17 protein-coding genes and 2 pseudogenes are annotated in these 19,419 nt (G+C 34.4%); 10 read left to right on the top strand and 9 right to left on the bottom strand.

The genetic code is table 11. The features are described 5' to 3' along the window. Positions 1-254 precede the first annotated feature (254 nt). The 4 genes from ACH8JV_RS18220 to ACH8JV_RS18235 are packed head-to-tail and all read left to right on the top strand — an operon-like array spanning position 255 to position 3,539. A complete protein-coding gene (locus ACH8JV_RS18220) occupies positions 255-1,274 on the top strand; it encodes an ABC transporter substrate-binding protein (RefSeq protein ID WP_396522956.1) in 1,020 nt (339 codons plus the stop codon). Positions 1,275-1,276: 2 nt separating this feature from the next. After that, entirely contained in the window at positions 1,277-2,287 is a 1,011-nt protein-coding gene (locus ACH8JV_RS18225) for a FecCD family ABC transporter permease (RefSeq protein ID WP_396522958.1), read from the top strand. After that, positions 2,284-3,048: an ABC transporter ATP-binding protein gene (locus tag ACH8JV_RS18230; protein ID WP_174745930.1), complete on the top strand. Its 765-nt coding sequence runs from the start codon at positions 2,284-2,286 to the stop codon at positions 3,046-3,048. The genes ACH8JV_RS18225 and ACH8JV_RS18230 overlap by 4 nt, the downstream gene beginning before the upstream one ends. Before the next feature lie 2 nt (positions 3,049-3,050). Continuing rightward, entirely contained in the window at positions 3,051-3,539 is a 489-nt protein-coding gene (locus ACH8JV_RS18235; RefSeq protein WP_396522961.1) for a GNAT family N-acetyltransferase, read from the top strand. On the opposite strand, the gene ACH8JV_RS18240 is transcribed toward ACH8JV_RS18235, so the two are convergent. Continuing rightward, positions 3,534-4,322, bottom strand: a complete 789-nt coding sequence (locus tag ACH8JV_RS18240) for an AraC family transcriptional regulator (protein WP_396522963.1) — start codon at positions 4,320-4,322, stop codon at positions 3,534-3,536. The two genes, ACH8JV_RS18235 and ACH8JV_RS18240, sit on opposite strands and share 6 nt — an antisense overlap. Before the next feature lie 98 nt (positions 4,323-4,420). Here ACH8JV_RS18240 and ACH8JV_RS18245 point away from each other — a divergent pair, with 98 nt between their 5' ends. After that, positions 4,421-5,230, top strand: coding sequence for a sulfite exporter TauE/SafE family protein (locus tag ACH8JV_RS18245; RefSeq protein ID WP_396522965.1), 810 nt, complete (start codon positions 4,421-4,423; stop codon positions 5,228-5,230). Positions 5,231-5,312: 82 nt separating this feature from the next. On the opposite strand, the gene ACH8JV_RS18250 is transcribed toward ACH8JV_RS18245, so the two are convergent. From ACH8JV_RS18250 to ACH8JV_RS18260, 3 genes are read right to left on the bottom strand one after another with little or no spacing between them, the layout of a single operon-like run. Continuing rightward, positions 5,313-6,224 carry an alpha/beta hydrolase gene (locus ACH8JV_RS18250; RefSeq protein WP_396522967.1) on the bottom strand — a complete coding sequence of 304 codons (912 nt, stop codon included), beginning with the start codon at positions 6,222-6,224 and terminating at the stop codon, positions 5,313-5,315. Further along, the gene (locus ACH8JV_RS18255; protein WP_396522969.1) at positions 6,208-7,107 is read right to left on the bottom strand and encodes an alpha/beta fold hydrolase; all 900 of its coding nucleotides are present in this window, start codon (positions 7,105-7,107) and stop codon (positions 6,208-6,210) included. Before ACH8JV_RS18255 ends, ACH8JV_RS18250 begins: the two co-directional genes overlap by 17 nt. 21 nt (positions 7,108-7,128) lie before the next feature. Further along, positions 7,129-8,181, bottom strand: a complete 1,053-nt coding sequence (locus ACH8JV_RS18260; protein WP_396522971.1) for a sugar phosphate isomerase/epimerase family protein — start codon at positions 8,179-8,181, stop codon at positions 7,129-7,131. Between the two features lie 180 nt (positions 8,182-8,361). On the opposite strand from ACH8JV_RS18260, the gene ACH8JV_RS18265 reads away from it, so the two are divergent. The 4 genes and pseudogenes from ACH8JV_RS18265 to ACH8JV_RS18280 all read left to right on the top strand — a co-directional run bounded on the left by ACH8JV_RS18265 (position 8,362) and on the right by ACH8JV_RS18280 (position 11,164). After that, positions 8,362-8,958: a TetR/AcrR family transcriptional regulator gene (locus ACH8JV_RS18265; protein ID WP_396522973.1), complete on the top strand. Its 597-nt coding sequence runs from the start codon at positions 8,362-8,364 to the stop codon at positions 8,956-8,958. A 77-nt stretch (positions 8,959-9,035) separates the two neighbouring features. After that, positions 9,036-9,140, top strand: a pseudogene (locus ACH8JV_RS18270) (sulfite exporter TauE/SafE family protein); the annotation flags it as partial. A 574-nt stretch (positions 9,141-9,714) separates the two neighbouring features. After that, positions 9,715-10,248 (top strand): hypothetical protein, encoded by a 534-nt coding sequence (locus tag ACH8JV_RS18275; RefSeq protein WP_020753159.1) that lies wholly within the window; start codon positions 9,715-9,717, stop codon positions 10,246-10,248. A 136-nt stretch (positions 10,249-10,384) separates the two neighbouring features. After that, on the top strand, positions 10,385-11,164 hold the full coding sequence (locus ACH8JV_RS18280; protein WP_396522975.1) for a hypothetical protein: 780 nt from the start codon (positions 10,385-10,387) through the stop codon (positions 11,162-11,164). Positions 11,165-11,515: 351 nt separating this feature from the next. Here ACH8JV_RS18280 and ACH8JV_RS18285 read toward each other — a convergent pair whose 3' ends face one another. After that, a complete protein-coding gene (locus tag ACH8JV_RS18285; RefSeq protein ID WP_396522977.1) occupies positions 11,516-13,006 on the bottom strand; it encodes a toll/interleukin-1 receptor domain-containing protein in 1,491 nt (496 codons plus the stop codon). Positions 13,007-13,660: 654 nt separating this feature from the next. Here ACH8JV_RS18285 and ACH8JV_RS18290 point away from each other — a divergent pair. Beyond that, positions 13,661-14,602 carry a type II toxin-antitoxin system HicB family antitoxin gene (locus ACH8JV_RS18290; protein WP_020753155.1) on the top strand — a complete coding sequence of 314 codons (942 nt, stop codon included), beginning with the start codon at positions 13,661-13,663 and terminating at the stop codon, positions 14,600-14,602. A gap of 67 nt (positions 14,603-14,669) precedes the next feature. On the opposite strand, the gene ACH8JV_RS18295 is transcribed toward ACH8JV_RS18290, so the two are convergent. The 4 genes and pseudogenes from ACH8JV_RS18295 to ACH8JV_RS18310 form a co-directional block, all read right to left on the bottom strand. Continuing rightward, positions 14,670-16,661, bottom strand: a complete 1,992-nt coding sequence (locus ACH8JV_RS18295; protein WP_396522979.1) for a TniQ family protein — start codon at positions 16,659-16,661, stop codon at positions 14,670-14,672. Between the two features lie 3 nt (positions 16,662-16,664). Next, positions 16,665-17,603 carry a TniB family NTP-binding protein gene (locus ACH8JV_RS18300; protein WP_396522981.1) on the bottom strand — a complete coding sequence of 313 codons (939 nt, stop codon included), beginning with the start codon at positions 17,601-17,603 and terminating at the stop codon, positions 16,665-16,667. Then, positions 17,596-19,212, bottom strand: a complete 1,617-nt coding sequence (locus ACH8JV_RS18305) for a DDE-type integrase/transposase/recombinase (RefSeq protein ID WP_396522983.1) — start codon at positions 19,210-19,212, stop codon at positions 17,596-17,598. Before ACH8JV_RS18305 ends, ACH8JV_RS18300 begins: the two co-directional genes overlap by 8 nt. Further along, positions 19,194-19,419: pseudogene (locus tag ACH8JV_RS18310) on the bottom strand (transposase); the annotation flags it as partial. The pseudogene ACH8JV_RS18310 and the gene ACH8JV_RS18305, both read right to left, overlap by 19 nt.

Here is a 19,419-nt window from a genome sequence, read left to right on the forward strand (position 1 = left end):
AAATTAGGGTCGCATCATTTAATTTTATGAGAAAAGAGCTTTTTTAACTGATTCTTTCGCTTTATGAATATATTTTTTTAATTTTGGCATTTTTATTGCTTAATTATTCTTATCTTTAATACAACATTTGATTTAATAACTTATAGATGATGATTCAAACCGTCTTGCCCTTTTATAGTGTTTTTTCACATGAAAAATGCACCAAATAAGTACAACTTTTTATTTTGCACCATGTTTGTGCATGGAGAGGTGTAATGAGGTTTTGGGCTTCAATACTCACTTTACTCATTCTATGTGGATGTTCTTCATCTGAACAAAGTAGAAAAACTAAAGAAAACTTAGCAGTTTATTCGATATGCGTTTTTGATAGTACAAATACAAAAGTGTGTGTAGCCAAGCCAGCACAAAGAATTGTTTCTCTATTTGAGTCAGGTTTAGATGGCTTATATATGCTAGGGCAAGGTCATAAAGTGATTGGCATACCAGCCGAAGTATACATTCAACCTTTATTATTTAACGCCTATTCAAAAATAGATCAACGCATTGCCAATAAACAGCTTGCAACGCCTTCACAAGGTGCCAATGCAACCAATATTGAAAGTCTTGTGTTGTTGAAACCCGATTTAGTAATTTTGGGGAGCGGGCAGACCCAAACGATCACATTATTACGACAGTTTGGTATTGCTGTATATGTAATGGAGTCTGGCACTTACCAGCAAGTGAAAGAAGAGCTATCTGAAATTGCTGTTCTGAGCGGCGCCCAAAAGCGAGCTCAAGAAATTTTGAGTTTTTCTGATGAAATTATGGCAGAAGTCGCAGCCAAAACAGCACGTCAGCCAAATAAGCAATCGATTTATTATGCGTGGTCAGGTGGGCGAATTTTTTCCACTTCAGGACGTCAGTCTATTACCAATGATTTTATTGAGCTGGCAGGTGCTTACAACATTGTTCAGACCAATGCCAATCAACCTAATGTAAATCCCGAGACTCTCATTGAATGGAATCCTGACAATATTGTGCTTTGGAATACCAACCCAAAATTGATTTATGAACGCAAAGAATTACAAGGCTTAAGTGCAGTACAAAACCGTAAGGTATTTAATTTGAGTCCTGCATTTATTTATAACCCACATACCATCAAAATCATTATTACGGCGATTTATTTGAACCACAGCATTTACCCTGAACAGTCCGATTTACCAGTAAGTGCTTTACAACAGCGTATTTTAACCAAGTTGTATGGTGAGCACCTTGCCAAAGCGTTGGTGTCATGAATATGGAAAAGCTGAAATATTATTGGTTTTACCCGTTACCGTTCATGATGATTTTTATCTCGCTGGTCATTGGGCCAACGCAGACTTTAAGTGCATGGGACTATTTGCGGTGGGGTGTGCAAGCAGTCTTTGGTACGCCATATTTTGATGCTGAACAATTTAGGCTGATGCAAAACATACTGGTCAATGTCAGATTACCCAGAATTTTACTGACATTTATGGTGGGAGCTGCGTTAGCAACAGCGGGTAATGGTTTACAGGCATTATTTCGTAACCCTTTGGTTGACTCGTATGTACTCGGTATTTCTTCTGGTGCCGCGTTTGGTGCAGCTTTGGCACTTTCTTTAAGTTGGTTTTCGCCAAATCTATCCGCCTTTGTTTTTGGCGTGTGTGCCGTTGCTTTAACGTATTTATTTGCACATCAAAAACATGAAAGCCAGACGTCTTTAGTGATGGTAATTTTATCGGGCATGATTGTTTCAGGGTTGTTTTTGGCAGGACTTACAGTCATTCAATACTTAAGTGATCCATTTAAACTGCAAGCCATTGTGCAATGGACGATGGGCAACTTACATCAGGCATCTTGGCAAAAAGTTCAATACGCCGTGCTACCGATTTGTATTGGTCTTGCTGGATTATTTGCGATGCGTTGGCGCCTAAACTTAATGGCACTTGGTACTGAAGAAGCGCAGGCTGTGGGTGTTAACCCAAGGTGGGAACAGCTTCTTTTAATTGCGCTGGTGACTGTATGTACGTCAACTTCTGTAGCAGCGGCTGGCATTATTAGTCTATATGGACTGTTTATGCCGCATATTGTGAGAATGTTGGTTGGGCCAGATCACCGCTACAGTATTCCTGCCAATATGATTTTGGGCGGCAGTTTTCTACTGTTGATTGATAACTTTTCGCGGGTTTTACTAACGTTTGAAATACCAATTGGTATTTTTACCATGTTACTTGGTGCGCCATTTTTCTTATTATTAATGAAAACACAGAGGACTCATTGGGCATGATTCAAATTGATCAGTTAAATTATGCCTATGGGCACAAACAGGTACTTAAAAATATTCATCTGGATTTTCCTGAAAATCAGTTTTCAGTGATTTTAGGGCGTAATGGTTGCGGAAAATCGACACTTTTTAAATTGATGGCGGGCCTAGAACCTGTAAAAGATGGCTTGATTCGTTACTCTGGAAAACCACTATCGGACTTTAAAGGGAAAGATCGGGCAGCCTTACTCGGCTTTTTACCACAGTTTCATAAAACCGTATTCCCATTTTTGGTTAAAGATGTGGTGATTACGGGACGTGCCGCTTTTAGCAGATATAGGCCTTCAAAATCAGACTGGGAGCGTGTAGATCAAGCTTTACTTGATTTAGACATCGAGCATTTGCGTGACCGTCCTTATACCGAACTATCGGGAGGTGAACGGCAATTGGTTATGATTGCCCGCATTTTAGTACAAGCACCGAAAGTCATTTTGCTCGATGAACCAACCAACCATCTCGATGTTTATTATCAGTCTTATTTAATGAAAAAATTGCGTCAGTTGTCGCGGCAAAATTTTACGGTGATTGCAATTATGCATGATCCTAACTTGGCTTTTTTATTTGCAGATCATCTGTTTTTTATGCGCCAACACGAAGTAGTTAAGCCTGAATCTAAAACTCGTATAACCGATCCGAAGTTTTTAAAAAGTGTCTATGATGTTGAGTTCCATGAAGCCATGATTCAAGACAAAACCATTGTTATCCCTGACCATTCTTGGCTATAAATATGACTTTTCACTATCATCTAGCAGACAAATCAGACTATGCATCTGCTGTAGAGTTTGCACTTTATACGAGACATTTATTATTCCCAGAAATCTATCATGGGCAAGTTCCCAAAGATTTAAAAAATTTTGGGCAATATTATGTTAATGATCCACTAGGTTGCTTTATTACGGTAAAAGATAAAAGCCGCATTATTGGCACCATTGCATATCGGGCTTATGACCATCGTTTTGATTTAAATTTACCGCTTAATACGGTTGAGGTCGTTAAATTATTTGTACTGCCTGAATACCGTCGTAATGGCATCGCAACCATGCTATGTAAAATGTTGTTTAGCCATGCACAAAAGAATGAAATTACCACTTTGTATTTGCATACCCATCCATTTTTACCTGCGGCTGAAGAGTTTTGGCGGCTTCAAGGCTTTGATGTCATTAAACGTGAGTGGATTGAGACCTATGACACCATTCACATGAGTAAATCTTTATAGCGCTTTATCATGCGTATGAAATCTTTTTTGAAAATGGGTAGGCGGATAACCCATAATTTTACTGAACATTGCGGTAAAAGCTGCCGAGTGTTCATAGCCCAAACTAAAGGCAATTTCAGTAATCGAGATATTTGCTTTTAACGCATTTAAAGCATAGATGATGCAGACTCGATTACGCCATGCCTGAAAGGACATACCCGTTTCTGACTTAAACCAGCGGTGAAAAGTCCGTTCACTTTTATTGTGGTCATGTGCCCAATCTTTAGGGCTGCTATGAATATTGGGATGCTGCATAAACTCAGCACACTGTTTAGATAACAATGTGTTGTGAGGTAATGGAATAAACAGAGGTAGGGCTGGTGCAGCTTCTAATTCATATAACAATAAATCGATAAGAGCGCCGTCACGACCTGCACGTTGGTAGTCAACAGGTAGCTGATTTGCCTGAATCAGCAGTTGATGTAACAAAGGCGAGACTTGGATAACCTCGCAATAGTTTGCTTGTCTTGGGGCATGGTCTGCTTCTATATACAAACTATAAGTACTGACTTTAGACAACCATACCTGATGTGGTTTACCTGCGGGTATCCATACACCGCTATAGGGTAACACGAGCCATTGTCCATCTTCAGTTTCAACTTTCATGAGGCCTTCGGGTGCATATAAGAACTGAGCGCGACGATGGCTATGCGTATCTAACAAAGTATCAGCAGGATAATCTGATCCTAACGCTAGAACCGCTTGCGGTAGATGGTCTACCTCGTCAATTGGAATATTACGCATATATTTTTGTCTGAAATAAATAAAAAGATGGCTTTTTTACGTTAGTTTGCCATAAGGCTATTTTATATCATGCCTCTATAAATATGAGGAAGATAACGATGCTATATGAGCTATTTTTATTTGGACTACTTTCAGGCATAACCACTTGGTTATTTGGCTTTGGCGGCGGATTTGTTGCTGTGCCTTTGCTTTATACAGTCATTATTCAAAAGTGGAGCAGTGAAAGTAGTGTCGGCATACATGCCATGCAAATCGCCGTAGCTACATCAGCTTTTGTCATGCTGTGTTCGGCAAGTTTTGCAACCTTTCGGCACTATCGGTCCGGACAGATTGATTGGCAAAAAATCCGCTTTTTATGGAGTGGTATCGCATTTGGTGGAGTTGTCGGTGCGGTAATGGCTTCATTGTTTAATGGAAATTGGCTTCGCTGGATATTTATGGGCTATGTATTCATAACCATTATTGATTGTTATTACCGACCAGGCTTTATGGTGGCATCAAGACAAACGCAAAACTATGGTCAAAACAGTGAACTCATTAAAGGCGGAATAATTGGTTGGGTTGCAGCACTTTTAGGTGTGGGTGGCAGTGTAATGACGGTTCCTTTATTACGGCGGCGGGGTAGTTCTATGGCAGAGGCTGCGGCGATTGCAAATATTCTCACGCTGCCTTTGTCTTTCACTGCAACGCTAACCTATTGTGTATTGTCACTTTGGCAATCTACATGGGCACCTAGTGGATTTATCGGTCTAATCTGGTTTGAAGCTGCTTTATTTTTGGTTGCGGGAACATGGATCGGGCTATATTTTTCAGAAAAATTTATCTCAAAACTACCTGATTTATGGCGTGCAAAGTTGTATCCGCTACTTTTAATGTTGGTTTTGCTGGTGATGCTTGTTGGCAGTTAATTATTGATTTAACTTACTACCGTAGCTAGCACCTATAAATCAACATACTACGTATTTATAAATGCTAGCTATGAATAGATGGTTATAGTGCAATTTTACTATAGATCGTCGTTGCTTCTGAGGTAATTGCTGTCATGTGAATCGCGCCGTGAATCATTCCTTTTAACAAATGAAAGTTTACTTGAATACCCGCATCCCACAGTTTTTGAGCATATCTTTTGCCATCATCCCGAACAGGGTCATATTCACACACAAAAATGGTTGCATTTGGCAGTCCATCTAAAGACTGAGCGAGTAACGGACTTACAAGTTCATTCTGTTTTTCATTTTCCTCTTGCACATATTGATTCCAGCAATAAACCATTGTGGATGACTCCAAACCATAGCCTTCGGCGTATCGGCTATACAAATTGCTACTCATCGTAGCATCTAAAGCTGGGTAGAAAAGAAGTTGATGGCTCACCATAATTTCTGGGTGTTGTTTTGCCTTTAAACATGCGGCGGCAGCTATATTTGCGCCCGCACTATCACCACCTACAGCTATACAGTTTTGATCAATTCCAAATAGTGAAGCATGCTTATGGATATAGCGAAATGCTGTAAAAAAATCATTTAAAGGTGTTGGAAACTTAAACTCTGGAGCCAAACGATAGTCCACAGAAAATACAACGTGTTGAATAGATTCTGCTAACAACCTACAAGTGCGGTTCCATGCATCTAAGCTTCCGAGACACCAACCGCCACCATGTGCAAAAACTAAAGCAGGCCGTTGCTTAGTGTTTTCTAGAGAATAGGGAACATACACCCGAACCTCAATTTCGGTACTATCTGAAACCTCAACATAAAGACTTTGCTGATAGCTTGCATCTTGCTCAACGCCTTGCTGATCAATAATGTCTTTATCTACTTGTTTTCTTAACGCTTGTAACGAGTTTATACCTTGTGGGGTAGGTCTGGACTTAAGCCAGTTTTCAATTTCAGCAAGTAGAGGCATGGCTTTTTTCCTGCTGCAAAAATTCTAAAATGAGTGAACTGAATATTTCTGACTGTTCTTCCATAATGAAATGACCGCAGTCTTTTACAATCGCACTGGTTAAATGTGGTGAAACCTTTTTCATGGTTTCATAAGGCGCATTATCCGTAGCATGTTCGGCGCCTATGGCTAAAACTGGCATTTCTAAACTTTTAGTTTCTCTGATTTTATTTTGACGAATGGTCTCTGGAATAGAGCGGTAATAATTAAAACCAGCCGTTAAACGACCCGGAATTTTATAGGCTTCAATATAAGTTTCTATCGCAACTTTATCTTTGTGCCACGACCATTTATCAAACATATAATTTAAATAAGTATCTTCGCGGCCCGTGATTAAGGCTTCGGGTAAGTCTAGGATTTGGTTAAACATGAAATGCCAAAGAAAAATGTTTTCACTCGGCTCAACAAAAATAGGAGGTGCGGGCGCTAAACCGGGAATCACAGCCTCTGTGACCGCAAGTCGAGTTACAGACTCAGGAAAGTCAGATGCAAGCGCATAGGCAACCCACATACCAATGTCGTGACCAACAACCGAATAAGTTGGATATTCAAGTTGAGTCATGAGCATTGATAAAATTTTGGCAATACGCCCCGTATCGTAACTTCCATCCAGTGGAGCTGAATTTCCTGTTCCGGGTAAATCAACCGCGATTGCTCGATAACCCTGTTGGGCCAGTTCAATCATGACTTTGTGCCACGCGTACCATGTTTGTGGCCAGCCCGGAATTAATAATACCGCAGGACCTTCACCTAAGGTGACGTAGTGTAATTTTTTGCTTTCGATGTGAATGTAATGATGTTGGAATTCGTTATGTGAGTTTTCATTGAATAGCTGAGTTTTCATGTTGAGTTCTCTTACGGTTCCTTAAATCCCTAATAACAGATTAATTTGAGTCTGATTCACAGGGGCAGCAGCAAAGTCATCAAACACTTTATCGGTGACATGAATAATGTTTTGCTTAATGAACTCGGCACCTTCGCGTGCGCCATCGTCTTTATTTTTTAGGCAGCATTCCCACTCCAACGTTGCCCAGCCTTCGTAGTCGTAATGCGCCAACTTTGAAAAAATCGCTTTAAAGTCAACTTGACCATCACCCGTAGAACGGAATCGACCCGCTCGATTTTCCCAGCTTTGATAGCCGCTATACATTCCTTGGCGGCCTGTTGGGTTAAATTCGGCATCTTTAACATGAAACATGCGAATGAAATCTTTATAGATATCGATATATTCCAGATAGTTCAGTTGTTGCAAAACAAAATGGCTTGGGTCAAAAAGAATATGGCAACGAGAGTGGTTATGAGTTCGCTCTAAAAACATTTCAAATGTAATGCCATCATGTAAATCTTCACCGGGGTGAATTTCATAGCAAAGGTTGACGTCTTGTTCATCACAAGCATTCAAAATCGGAAGCCAACGACGTGCTAATTCATCAAACGCTGTTTCAATAAGCCCTGATGGTCTTTGAGGAAATGGAAATACATAAGGCCATGCTAAAGAGCCTGAAAATGTCCCCATATCTTTAAGACCTAAGCGGGCAGATGCCTGAATTGAAGCGAGTATTTGTTGTTTTGCCCACTCGGTTCTAGCTGCTGAATTACCATGCAAATGAGAGGGGGCAAAGTTATCGCACATTGAGTCATAAGCAGGGTGTACAGCCATTAATTGCCCAAAAATATGAGTCGTTAACTCACTAATTTTTAAGCCATGATTGCTTAAAGTACCTAATATTTCATCGCAATAATCTTGGCTTTCTGCTGCCAAATTGACATCAAATAAACGCTTATCCCAAGCAGGAAGTTGTACTGCTTCAAAGCCTTGGTTTGCTACCCAAGCAGCAATATCTTCTAGACGGTTAAAAGGGAAAACATCATCACTAAATTGAGCAAGATGAATACTTGGGCCTTTGATGGTTTTCATAATAAAACCTAATTAGTTGTCGATCGACAAACAATAGGCTTAATTTTGGATAAAAACAACTTTTTATTTGAAAATCAAAACAAAACGAGAGTATTTTGAATAAATCTCATTGATTTATTTGTGAAAATATTTTTTTCGAATAATAATAAAAAGAAGTACTCAATTTGATAAAGGGTCATTATGGCTGGCAGACCAAGAGAGTTTGATCGAGAAGAAGCCCTCGTAAAAGCGAGAGATTTTTTCTGGCTTCACGGCTATGAAGGCACATCAATGTCAGATTTAGTTGAAGTTTTGGGGATTGCCTCAGCTCGAATTTATAAAGCGTTTGGCTCAAAAGAGGCCTTGTTTAGAGAGGCCGTAAATCACTATGAAAACAACGAAGGTAATTTCGCGCTAAATGCTTTAAAGCAAAAAAATATTAAGGATGCAATAAACCAATTATTTCAAGATGCACTAGCGCTTTACACGCAAACCAACCATTCGTATGGGTGTATGGTTGTGTCGGCAGCGAGTGTGTTAGGTGAAGAAAACCAAGCTGTTTTGGAATGGATGAAAGCACAGCGTATTGCACGGGGCCAAAGTCTGATCGATCGATTTGTTCAGGCAAAATCAGACGGACAATTGGTGGCAGAGGCGGACCCTAAAATCTTAGGGCAATATTACGCGCTTGTTCTCCATGGGCTATCTGTTCAAGCAAGAGATGGATATTCCAAAGAAGAGTTAGCGACAGTAATCAGCTTTGCTTTACAGAACCTTGATCGATATTTGGCAACCTAATTCAGAAGCATATTAACAAGTCTCTGATTCGGGTTAACCAATCTGTGTAGAGTATGAGGAGACCTAAATGGTTTCCTTTTTTTATTGAAAAATTTATTTCAAAACTACCTGATTTATGGCGGGCAAAGTTATATCCGCTACTTTTAATAATAGTTCTACTCGTCATGCTTTTCGTAAATTAATTTTTTATTTCAATATCTTAAAGAATATTATTCTTAAATAAAAAATCTCTAAATGCTCTAAAACTGCAAATTTTATGTCTTAAATGGCTTCGCTAAATGACAGATAGTTTGAGATTTAATTATTAAATAAAATCAATAGATTGTAAATTTTATTGACACTTGATCTCATCATCATTTTGTCATATAAGTTAAGATTTATCTTAAATGTATGTCAGATAAGTTAAGATTTTTTGAATACTACTGAATGGGTTACAGAGATGTAGCTGAGAGAAAATTATAAAAACTTTGGATTACTGATCAAATTATTGGAAAAATGAAATCTTTTGATTGTGAGGGGCAGCATGATAAGAAGATTAAGACAACGCCAGCGTTAGTGTTAGCGATGATCTATATAGACAATGGTTGAAATTAAACAACAGAAGCAATCAGATATTTCAAAAGTAGGTGACATACTCACTTTAAAAAGTGGACAAGCAAGTTCTGATTGGCTCATTAAAAATCATTGAAGATTTAGATGACGAAATTACTTGTTGCTCCGCTTCGACTGGGATATTATTAAAGGAATATGTATAACATGATGAGTAATAAAGAAGACTTAGATATTGAAGTTTATAAAACTATGTATGACTTCCTATTAAAAGAATATGATTCCGCTCGTGCTCGTTATGCTAGACATGAAGACAAGGCTTCTAAGTATTTAGGTATTGCTTCTATCATTATTGCAGCGGCAAGCGTATTAATTAAATATTACTTAATTGATCTTAAAGTAACTGAAAAGGTATTTATTGATAATATTACTATCTTATTATTATTTACATGTTTTATTTCTCTGTGTGTAGTCATTCGAAATCTATTACAAGTAATGCAGACAGTTGAAATAGAAAAACTTGATACTAGTTTGAAAATGATTGATTTTTTTACTCAAAATGAAAAAATTTCTATTTACTACAATCTTGCTAGAGATTTAAGTTTTGCTATAGATTCTTATGAAGTTCAAAATAAAATTAAGACAACATTTTTAAGAAAAGCTTTTGACGAATTGAAAGTAAGTGGATTAATCTTTATAGGTGCGATACTTACGATTTTAATTAGTTACTTTATGAGGTAAAAATGAGTGATCGGAAACCAACACCGCCTATTGTAAAAACACCAGATAGAGTAAAAGTAGGTGATTCTAAGCCAATAAAAGTTAAATAATCTAAAAGCTCATCAATTGATGGGCTTTTCTTTAATAGAGAAATAATATGAGTTTAGGTATTTGTAAGCTATGTTGTGAGAAAAAGGAGCTACAACGCTCACATGTAATTGGGAAAACGGTTTTTAGTCGTATTTTACGTAAGTCTGTAGGCAATGCTGGAATAAGTATTTGTTTAAAAGATAAGAAAATATCAAAGAGTAATGATACTTGGGATTCCAAGCTTTTATGTAAATCTTGTGAATCTTTTTTTAATCGTAAATTTGAAGACTACTCAATTCATGTATTAAGAAAAGAACAAAAAGGTGTAAATGCCAGTGAAAGTGAGCTGGGTATATTTTTAAAAAATGTAGATCAATACCGCTTAATTCTTTATATTTGCTCAATTTATTGGAGAGCAGCTTATTCTAGTCATGAAAGTTATAATGGAATCGTAATAGAAAGGGGAATTAGTCAGTATTTAGTAAATGCCTTTACAGATAAATGTATTTTAAATCCTACACTAATTTCAGCACGAATAAGATTACTCGCCGATGAAAATGTTGGTAAATTATCAGAACATCCTGTTTCTATGATTGTAAACCCATATCATCGACTTACTCAAAAAGGTTATATGTTTTGTATGGCTTTTGAGGGCTATTTCTTTGAGTTATTCATAAATTCAAGTAGTTTTAAGGATAGGTTAAAGCCCGGCTACTTAAATCGAAAAGAAAAAAATTTATTCATCCCTTTAGTATATATAGAAGATATACCAGAAATTGCAGAGAGTATTAACCAGACTAGGAGAATTTATGAAGATTCTCCAGATAAAGGAAAATATCAATTATAAGTTCTCAAATCGTTATATGATGACAAAGAAAATTTGTATAGGTGGTGATCTTAACGGTCAGGTTGTTGAGAAAGATGGTTAGTCATTTAAAGCTGCTGAAATTGATCCAGTTTTAAAGTCAGAGTATTTCACTCAGAGTTCTATTCTTGGAAATAAACGATTAAAGTTTTGGATTTGTTTTGATATAGATTTTCATGAAGCCACCCAAATTGTTAAAAAAAAGATGAGAACAAAATATTAACGTTTATATTGAAAAAACTCGATATATACTTTATATTATGTGAACTGCTTATCGTTAAATGCCTTTATTGGTTTTATAGTCCGTACTTTCCCCAAGGTACGGACTCTTTTTTATTTTAATTTTGCTAATCTTTCAGATAAATTAAATTTCTTCAATTCTTTATAATTAGTTAAAGCCATAACATCCAAGCTTCCTATACCATTTTGCCATCTAGGTATATAAAGGGAGCCAAAACTAGTACTTGAAGCTTCAGTGTATAATGTATCAATAAAGCTTAAATCTTCTGAGTTAAACAATTTCACTACTTCATCAAAAACACTTGGACGTTCTGCTTTAGTAAATATTTTAAGAGGAGTTGGTCGGTAGCCAATATATAATCCTAGAATTGGCCACCACATGATATATTCTTTTGCTTCAAATATCGTTTGAGCAACTGATTTTAGATATAAAAATATATCTGCTTCACATAAATCATTAAAAGAGATTATATCTTGATTTACATGTTCATTTAGTAATGCTGCAATCGGCTCAATTTTTTGTGGATATAGTGCCTTATAATTTTCATGATGATATGGAGCAAAGATTTTAAATGTTGACGTTCTTTCACCTCGATGAAAGTCAAAATGTGTGGGCGGATGAATATAAACCTCATCAATAAATTCATGTAATGCTTCAAATTCTTCATTTTTCAATAAAATTGCTATCGTGCTTAAAAAAAGTTGATAAATTATTGTTTCATATAAAAGGAAATCATTTGTTTTGTGCTGATGTATATTTTCATCAGTTAAAAAAATAAGTAAACCTTCTAAAAATTTTCGAAAATGTTTATAGATTTTCAATTCGTTTGAATGCATACAAACAGCATTCAAAAGTTTCTTGTACTCGATAGCATGTGGTTGAAATTGTAGAAAACCTTTTTTGACATCTTCTATTGTAGCTTCTGAAGCTTGAATAGATAATTTTTTTAATTCATTGGCTAGCTTATTTAAATATGAGTTAATTGTACCACTAGCATTAGGTTTTCCTTTTTCGATTGCATCAAGAGCAAATTTAAATTCAACATTGGTAAACATTACGTTTTCATTAACGTCATCTGTAATATAACTTGGACGACTACCAATTGTTTTTGGCCGCTCGTATTGGAAACGGTTATAGATCCATCTAACTAAACTCATAAAGTTATCAGCGTATGTTTCAGTATTAGATAAATCAATAAAAATACGACTAGAATAAAATACAGGAGGTACACATTCTGGTTCAGCAATTACTGCGACAATATTTTTATTATCTTTCTGCGAATAAAGTTCTTTAGAAAGAATTGTTGATTCTGTACCTACGCCTCCTTGTCTTGCGTTCGCTCTTTCTGTATATTTCTTATCTATCACCATAATTATTTTAGTAATTTCAGGGTCTAACACCATACTTTCCATATATTTTATAGAGTCATCCCCTGGACGTAAGTCCCACTTATCCAGAACAACAAAAATACCGCTATCATTTAAATCATTAGCTAAATTTAACACCCATTCTTCATGCTCTGGCGTAGTCCAACTGTAGGAAATAAAAACTTTCGGAGTTTGATCATTTTCAATATTTGTCATAATTAATATCTTTAAAAATTAATAAAAATAATGGTCTTAATTAGCATAACCGTTTATTAAAAAGTAAAATCAATTTTAGTTTTAATCAAGTTTATTATAGGAATTTCAAGAAAATTATTTTGAAATTAAGCCTTTTATTGAAATTTAATTCAGAAATAATTACTGAATATGAGAACCTCAGAAACGCACATTCAGTTCATTACAATTCTTAACCTTGAATAAAACAAAATTTTCCAATTTGAATAGCTCAATAATTCATAGCGTGTAGGATCAGGTGATAGCCCTAAAACTATTGAAAGCTGTGAAGCAAAAATACTTTATAAGTAGAAATTAAAAACGTCGAGTGGTATTGGGGCTTAGAAAAACAGAATACTGCAGGATCTGATTTGAATGAGTTGTGTTGGGAATGAAATAGATAGCGTTAAGGAATTGAGCAGTACAGACGCGTTTTATGAAAGAAAACTACCAATAGAAGTTAAATCTAAAAATCTTTAAAATAAGATTTATGGGGTTATCTTTATATATTTTGTAATATCAAATATTTGGAATTTAGTTCTAAATTATTGAAATAAAACTTAGTTGACTTTAAGTATTTTATAATTAATATAAAAAGATATCTCAGTTCTTTTAAAATGACAGAAAATGGAGTTATAAGTGAAAAATTATACTGTACTTGTTAAAGTTACTGAATCAAAATCATTTTTTAGAAAAGATGTTTATGAAGCCACTTTATTCGAGCATTCAAAAGTTATAGCAACTGGCTCCAGTTATGATGAAGCTATAAATAAGATTCAAGAAAAAATACTTGAGTATTTCGATTTTCTCAGTGACCGTGGTGAAGATATTCCTGAGCCGGCTGAGATGACCTCAATCATGTTTAAAAATCGTGACAAAGATGTTTTTTTTCACGTTATAAGTATTGATACGTCAGTGTATAGTGAAAAAACAGAAAAAATTAATGTAACTATGCCGATTTCATTAACGAGAAAGGTAGACGACTTTTTAAAAGATAAAGTTCATAATACAAACCTTTTTTCATCAAGATCAGATTTCATTACAAAAGCCTGTAAACAATATCTTCCTTTCGCGCAAAATTTGGCAGCCATTTTTAATAATGAAAAGAATTTTTCCGCTTTAAGATATAAAGAAGGTAATACAACTGATAATTGTTGTAATTTGTTAAATTATCTAAATAATTCTTATAGCGATGAAGTTATTCTTTTTGCAACGCATCGTACGCCAAGTCATGGTTATAGTCATGATGATGGACCTGAAACGAATTTACCTCTAATGGGGGCAATTGTTAAACTTAATTTACCTGCTTTAAGAGATACATATATTATTTTTGATGGGCTTTTCTTGACGGCCCAAAGAAAGCCTCGCTACAACGAAATCAAAGAAGTTCTTGATACTGCTGTATTAACAAATAAAACTAGTTTTATTCGGCATCCTGTCCCATTTACTTCTCAATTAGACTCTTTAGAAGCTGTAAAAATTTTAGGCGAATTCCCGAGAAATAAATTAACTCAAGATTCTAGGCCAGAATTTTTCAATCTATTGAGTAATATTTCAGAATCACAATATGTAAATTTGTAATCAAAAAACCCCGAGTAATTTTGCTGGAGCACACTCGGGGCTTCTACTAACGAACCGCAAGTATCATTTACTTTTTACCATAACCTGCTTGTAATAATTTTTCCACATCAGTTTTTTTGAATAATCTAATAGAATAATTATGATTACCAAATAAATGTGGTTTGATTAAGCCTCGTGTCACTAAACTCGTAATATGAGCTGCATGCATATTTAGAAAATTATTAGCTTCAGAGGCAGTAAAAAATTCTTTTTGAATTTCTGTTACATAGTTGAGCTGTTTTTGCGGAATAGAACGCCAATATGCTATACGCCGAACTGTTAAGAAACCTGTCCTAATCCAATTATTCTGAAGTTCATTAAATGTGCAGTTGAGTAGCTTAAGTACCTCATCAAGTTCAATAAAAGTAGGATCATTTTTCCTTTGTAAAAACTTATCAAAACTACGTCTTAGAATGGCATTGGGACGTATTTCTGGATCATCAATAATTAGCCAATTATGATCGATAAGTTGAGATACTTGTTCGGAGGAAATATTTAAAATAAGGGCTGCTTCATTTAGACTTAGAAATTCTTGTTTTTTGCTTTTTGAGCAAGTCCCTTCTTTTCTTCGTCCAAAATTGTGTTCGTATACTGTTACGTTCTCAATAATAGATTTGCTGATATGCTCAACATCATCTCTGCAATAATAGGCAGGATAAAGACTGTTTTGCATAACAGGGTTAATGCTCAAGCTAGCAAGTTTGTCTTTAAGCGTAACTACTGAAACATTTAATTTTTTTGCCAATGGGGCTAAAAAAATATATTTTTCATTAAAATCGAGAACAAATTTTTTATTTAAGCAAAATTTTTTATGACGATTGATAAATTTTTTTGTGACGGGAATATTTGGGATTTTTAAAAATTTATGGGTTAGAAGTTTATTGATACACAGTATTTGACTGATTTCAATAACACCAAAAAAATCGTTTGAATCATCTAGAAAAACAGGAGGCTTACTGTAAGTGTAAGATTTATTAATACTATTTTTATCATTGATTAGCCAGTCTTCAATGATTTTTGTTGTGAAATATGCTTTATCATTTTGCATGAGATCATCATGATAAAGAATTCCTATTCTTAGTCTCTTATGTAATGCAATAAAACTGACATTTAATATATATGTTGTATCTTTTTTGCTGAATTTTCTATCAATAAGTTTAGAAGAGCGCGAATTATATTCTTGAAATGGTGTGAGTATTTTCTCAAAAAAAGTACCAAATTTAGATTTTTTTCTAAAAAAAGGTAGTAATTGGATTCTCGGGTGAGCATATACTAAATTATTTTCTATTTCCTTTATAAATTTTTCCTTAAAGATATCTTTGTTAAAAAAATAATCATGACATAATCTTAAAATATAAGAGTAATCAATTCCCTTGTCTAAATTGGAAAAATATTCAAATAAAGCTGTCCATATATCAAAAAAAACCTCTATAAAGTCTTTATCATCTATTGCCAAATTCTTTAAGAACCAAAGATTGGTTTCGTTATCATCTTGTTTAATTGATTTTATAGGACTTTTCCTTAAATCAAACTTACAAGTAGGGCATTCGAATAATGACCTACGATTTATTGGTAAAATATTATAACACTCTGGACAATTAACAGTTAAATTAATTTTGTGTTCAGGACAGATTGTAAGAGGATTTAATAACCAGTTTTTTCTCCAGTACCCATTATTTTCTAAGCAAATTGAACAGAATTTATTTAAACTAAATGATAACAATTGGGTTTGAATTTTTTTATCGTTATCCCAGATAAAATATTGAAGTGGTGGAGGAGTTTTTCTTATAACGAGTTTCAATAAGTCATCAGAAAAGTTTAAGTTTTCTATAATTTTTTTTACTTTAACTTCATCAGTAAATATTGAATTATATGATAATTTATAAACTGAAATACCAGCACTATTTAGCATTTTTTGGGGGGATTGGTAACCATTTGGATATGAGGCTCTTAATAAGAAGCTTGCTATGAATTCATCTGGAAATGGAATTGGGGTATGAGAAAGCGTTAATTTTTTCATGATTTAAATAAGAATTTCAGTAATTTGTGTAGAGTGGATTTTAAAAATATCTTTTTTCGTCATAGGTTTATATAAAATACTTTTCAAGGCATAAGCTTCATGAAAATCACTCAATATAACGACTGATCGACTATTCTGTAAGGTATTTAGGCAACTCTGATGTATAAGCTGCATGACATATGCTTGATAACCACTTGTCGCCAAAAATATGCGTTTTAAGAGATCATTTGAGGAAATTTCTGGATCAAATGAAATATTAAAGTTTTTAGACATGTATTTGGCTGTCTGCCGAAGAAAAGGCTTAAGTGTTCCTTCCTTAGAGTGAGTATCCAGTGTTAGGGGATTAAGTTTTAGAACGCGAGAAAATCTACGGGCTAATTGACTATCAATAAATAAATTTTCTTGAATATTTGGTAAGCCGACTAAACATATACATATTTTCGTTTCATCTGCCAGGGTCTTAATCCAGTTTGCAACATTTTCAGAAGTTTTATTTTTTTGAGCACATGAACTGTAAATATGATGAAATTCATCAAGCATTATCAGCTGCGTTTTACATTCTTTTAATAGAATGCGTAATCGATAATTTAGCTGTTCACTTGTACCTTTATGATCTGTACAGCCTAACTCTTCAAGCATTCGGATTGCTAAACTTTTAATAGTGATAGGGGCTGGTACAGGAAAGTAAAAAGCGGGAACAATTAATTTTTCCATGTTGTTCTCATAAGATTTATAAAATTTATACCTACTTTTAATAAGTTTACATATTGTTGATTTACCAACCCCACCATCGCCTAGCAGTAAACAGCCAATTGGTTGACTATTCATCTGACTCATCTGCATACATTCTTCAATCGCATTTAGAGCATTTGAAAAATCAGAATGATGACAAATAAAATTTTTTAATATAGAAAGTGTTTCAATATGTAGGTTATTATTCATCTAAATTAATCTCTTCATAAAAAAAATCGGTTGGATCAGTTTCTAAATCGTTATAAGCAAGCTGTGAAATCATTTCTACATGATTTGTGGATGAAAAATTCTGATCCTTTTCAATAATTACTGGGATCATATTTAGACGATTTTCTTGATCTGCAATCATCCTTGTTAGGTCATTTTTAACCTGTCTAAAACGTTTATTTTTCTTATTAAGAGTTTGTATCTTTTGTAAGAAGTTTAAGCGAGCCAAATATAATACTTCCTCATTTTCAATTTCTTGAGGATCGCTACTATACTTTTCTCGTAATATTTCCTTTGCTTCAAGCCATTCAGCTAAAGTCAAGCCTTTAGTTGCGTCAGGATAAATGGAGTCGGCCTGAATTAGATTATTGTTATTAAAAGGATCTTGTATGTAAATGCTACTTAAATCCAGTTGATCGACATAGATAGTAACTTTCTCTTTAAAACGATAATTTAATGTTGCAAGGGCTTGAGATTTATATCTTAGACCTTTCAAGTTTATTTGACCTTTGTTGATTCTATATCGAAAAACGGTTCGACATTTTCTTTCAATTTCTAATTCAGGTATTGTTAAAACTGGGAATATTTTTGAAGCTTCTATCCACATTTTTTCTGGTCGCTGATTTGTAACAGAGTGAACTCTTTTATGATAAATATTCTCAATCCATTCATTTAGTAAGTCTCTTAATACTTCTAACGTATAACATGCATTCTCGGTAGAGTCATAATCCCCTCGATGTAGTGGTGATGAATATGTGGTACCTTTAAGTTTATGGATAATATTTTCATTTAATGTTTTAAAAAAGCTTTCAATATGCGCTTTATGATTTGGTGAGTAGGGTTGCGATTCTGATTTTGTGATATTAAAATTATTACAAAAATTAGCTAAAGCATTATTATTAAATTCACAACCATTATCAGGAATTATTATTGAAGGTAAACCTCCCATCTGATCGTGATGTGGTCTCATCAACATGTTTTTAAGTGCTAATAATGTTTTTGTTGCAGATGGTGGTAGCATACATAAATGCCACCCAACAACTGCTCTAGTATAAATATCTATGATGATACAAAGTTGTGGTCTACCAATTACATTTCCACTTTTATCAACAATGATACAATCAATTTCATGCGTATCAATTTGAACTATCGCAAGTAAACCTGGGGAATTTAAGCTTTGACCTGAAGCTTTAAAAATCTTATTTGCCTCTCTTTTACCTTTTTTATTTCTAACCGAAAGATATGGGTCGAGTCTTTCAAAACGTCTATATATGGTCCGTTTTGATGGTATATTGGTGTTTAGATTGATGGATAATATTCGATTTTTGATAGTTAAATAAGCATCATTTGGACTAAAATTTTCCCTCTCTTTTATGAATTCTAGAATGACTTCATTAATAATGTTTTCAACTTGAATTGGGAATCTTAAACTTTTATTTCCTCCTATTTCTTTATAAAAACAATTGAATGAATTAGCATCATCTCGATACTTTTTAATATATCTTGCTAAAGTACTCGCAGATATTTTTCTCAGATTTGGATTTTCTTTCATTACTTTTAAGATTGAATTTTCTAGTTTTTGGGGGTGCATGGAACTTTATTACTAAAAATATAACTGAGATACTTTGAAATTTCTTCAATTTTTAGAGCTTGATTTTTATAGGTCTGGGGAATACTTAAAATAGTTAGTTTTATATCTCCACTTAGAATTTTATTTATTAAATTATGTTCTGTTATGAAATGCATACTCCCATTAATAAAGTTTGCATATCGAATAACTCCATTTTCTATATAGCAT

Origin of the sequence: Acinetobacter sp. ABJ_C5_2 (genome assembly GCF_044538485.1) — a bacterium.
Lineage (GTDB): Bacteria > Pseudomonadota > Gammaproteobacteria > Pseudomonadales > Moraxellaceae > Acinetobacter > Acinetobacter nosocomialis_A.

Bases quoted from the DNA above. Each gene is read 5' to 3' on its own strand.
- ACH8JV_RS18260 (WP_396522971.1), bottom strand. From the start codon at position 8,181: ATGAAAACCATCAAAGGCCCAAGTATTCATCTTGCTCAATTTAGTGAT.
- ACH8JV_RS18300 (WP_396522981.1), bottom strand. From the start codon at position 17,603: ATGAATAATAACCTACATATTGAAACACTTTCTATATTAAAAAATTTT.
- ACH8JV_RS18285 (WP_396522977.1), bottom strand. From the start codon at position 13,006: ATGACAAATATTGAAAATGATCAAACTCCGAAAGTTTTTATTTCCTAC.
- ACH8JV_RS18220 (WP_396522956.1), top strand. From the start codon at position 255: ATGAGGTTTTGGGCTTCAATACTCACTTTACTCATTCTATGTGGATGT.
- ACH8JV_RS18255 (WP_396522969.1), bottom strand. From the start codon at position 7,107: ATGAAAACTCAGCTATTCAATGAAAACTCACATAACGAATTCCAACAT.
- ACH8JV_RS18250 (WP_396522967.1), bottom strand. From the start codon at position 6,224: ATGCCTCTACTTGCTGAAATTGAAAACTGGCTTAAGTCCAGACCTACC.
- ACH8JV_RS18230 (WP_174745930.1), top strand. From the start codon at position 2,284: ATGATTCAAATTGATCAGTTAAATTATGCCTATGGGCACAAACAGGTA.
- ACH8JV_RS18280 (WP_396522975.1), top strand. From the start codon at position 10,385: ATGAGTTTAGGTATTTGTAAGCTATGTTGTGAGAAAAAGGAGCTACAA.
- ACH8JV_RS18235 (WP_396522961.1), top strand. From the start codon at position 3,051: ATGACTTTTCACTATCATCTAGCAGACAAATCAGACTATGCATCTGCT.
- ACH8JV_RS18225 (WP_396522958.1), top strand. From the start codon at position 1,277: ATGGAAAAGCTGAAATATTATTGGTTTTACCCGTTACCGTTCATGATG.
- ACH8JV_RS18265 (WP_396522973.1), top strand. From the start codon at position 8,362: ATGGCTGGCAGACCAAGAGAGTTTGATCGAGAAGAAGCCCTCGTAAAA.
- ACH8JV_RS18240 (WP_396522963.1), bottom strand. From the start codon at position 4,322: ATGCGTAATATTCCAATTGACGAGGTAGACCATCTACCGCAAGCGGTT.
- ACH8JV_RS18295 (WP_396522979.1), bottom strand. From the start codon at position 16,661: ATGAAAAAATTAACGCTTTCTCATACCCCAATTCCATTTCCAGATGAA.
- ACH8JV_RS18305 (WP_396522983.1), bottom strand. From the start codon at position 19,212: ATGCACCCCCAAAAACTAGAAAATTCAATCTTAAAAGTAATGAAAGAA.
- ACH8JV_RS18245 (WP_396522965.1), top strand. From the start codon at position 4,421: ATGCTATATGAGCTATTTTTATTTGGACTACTTTCAGGCATAACCACT.
- ACH8JV_RS18275 (WP_020753159.1), top strand. From the start codon at position 9,715: ATGATGAGTAATAAAGAAGACTTAGATATTGAAGTTTATAAAACTATG.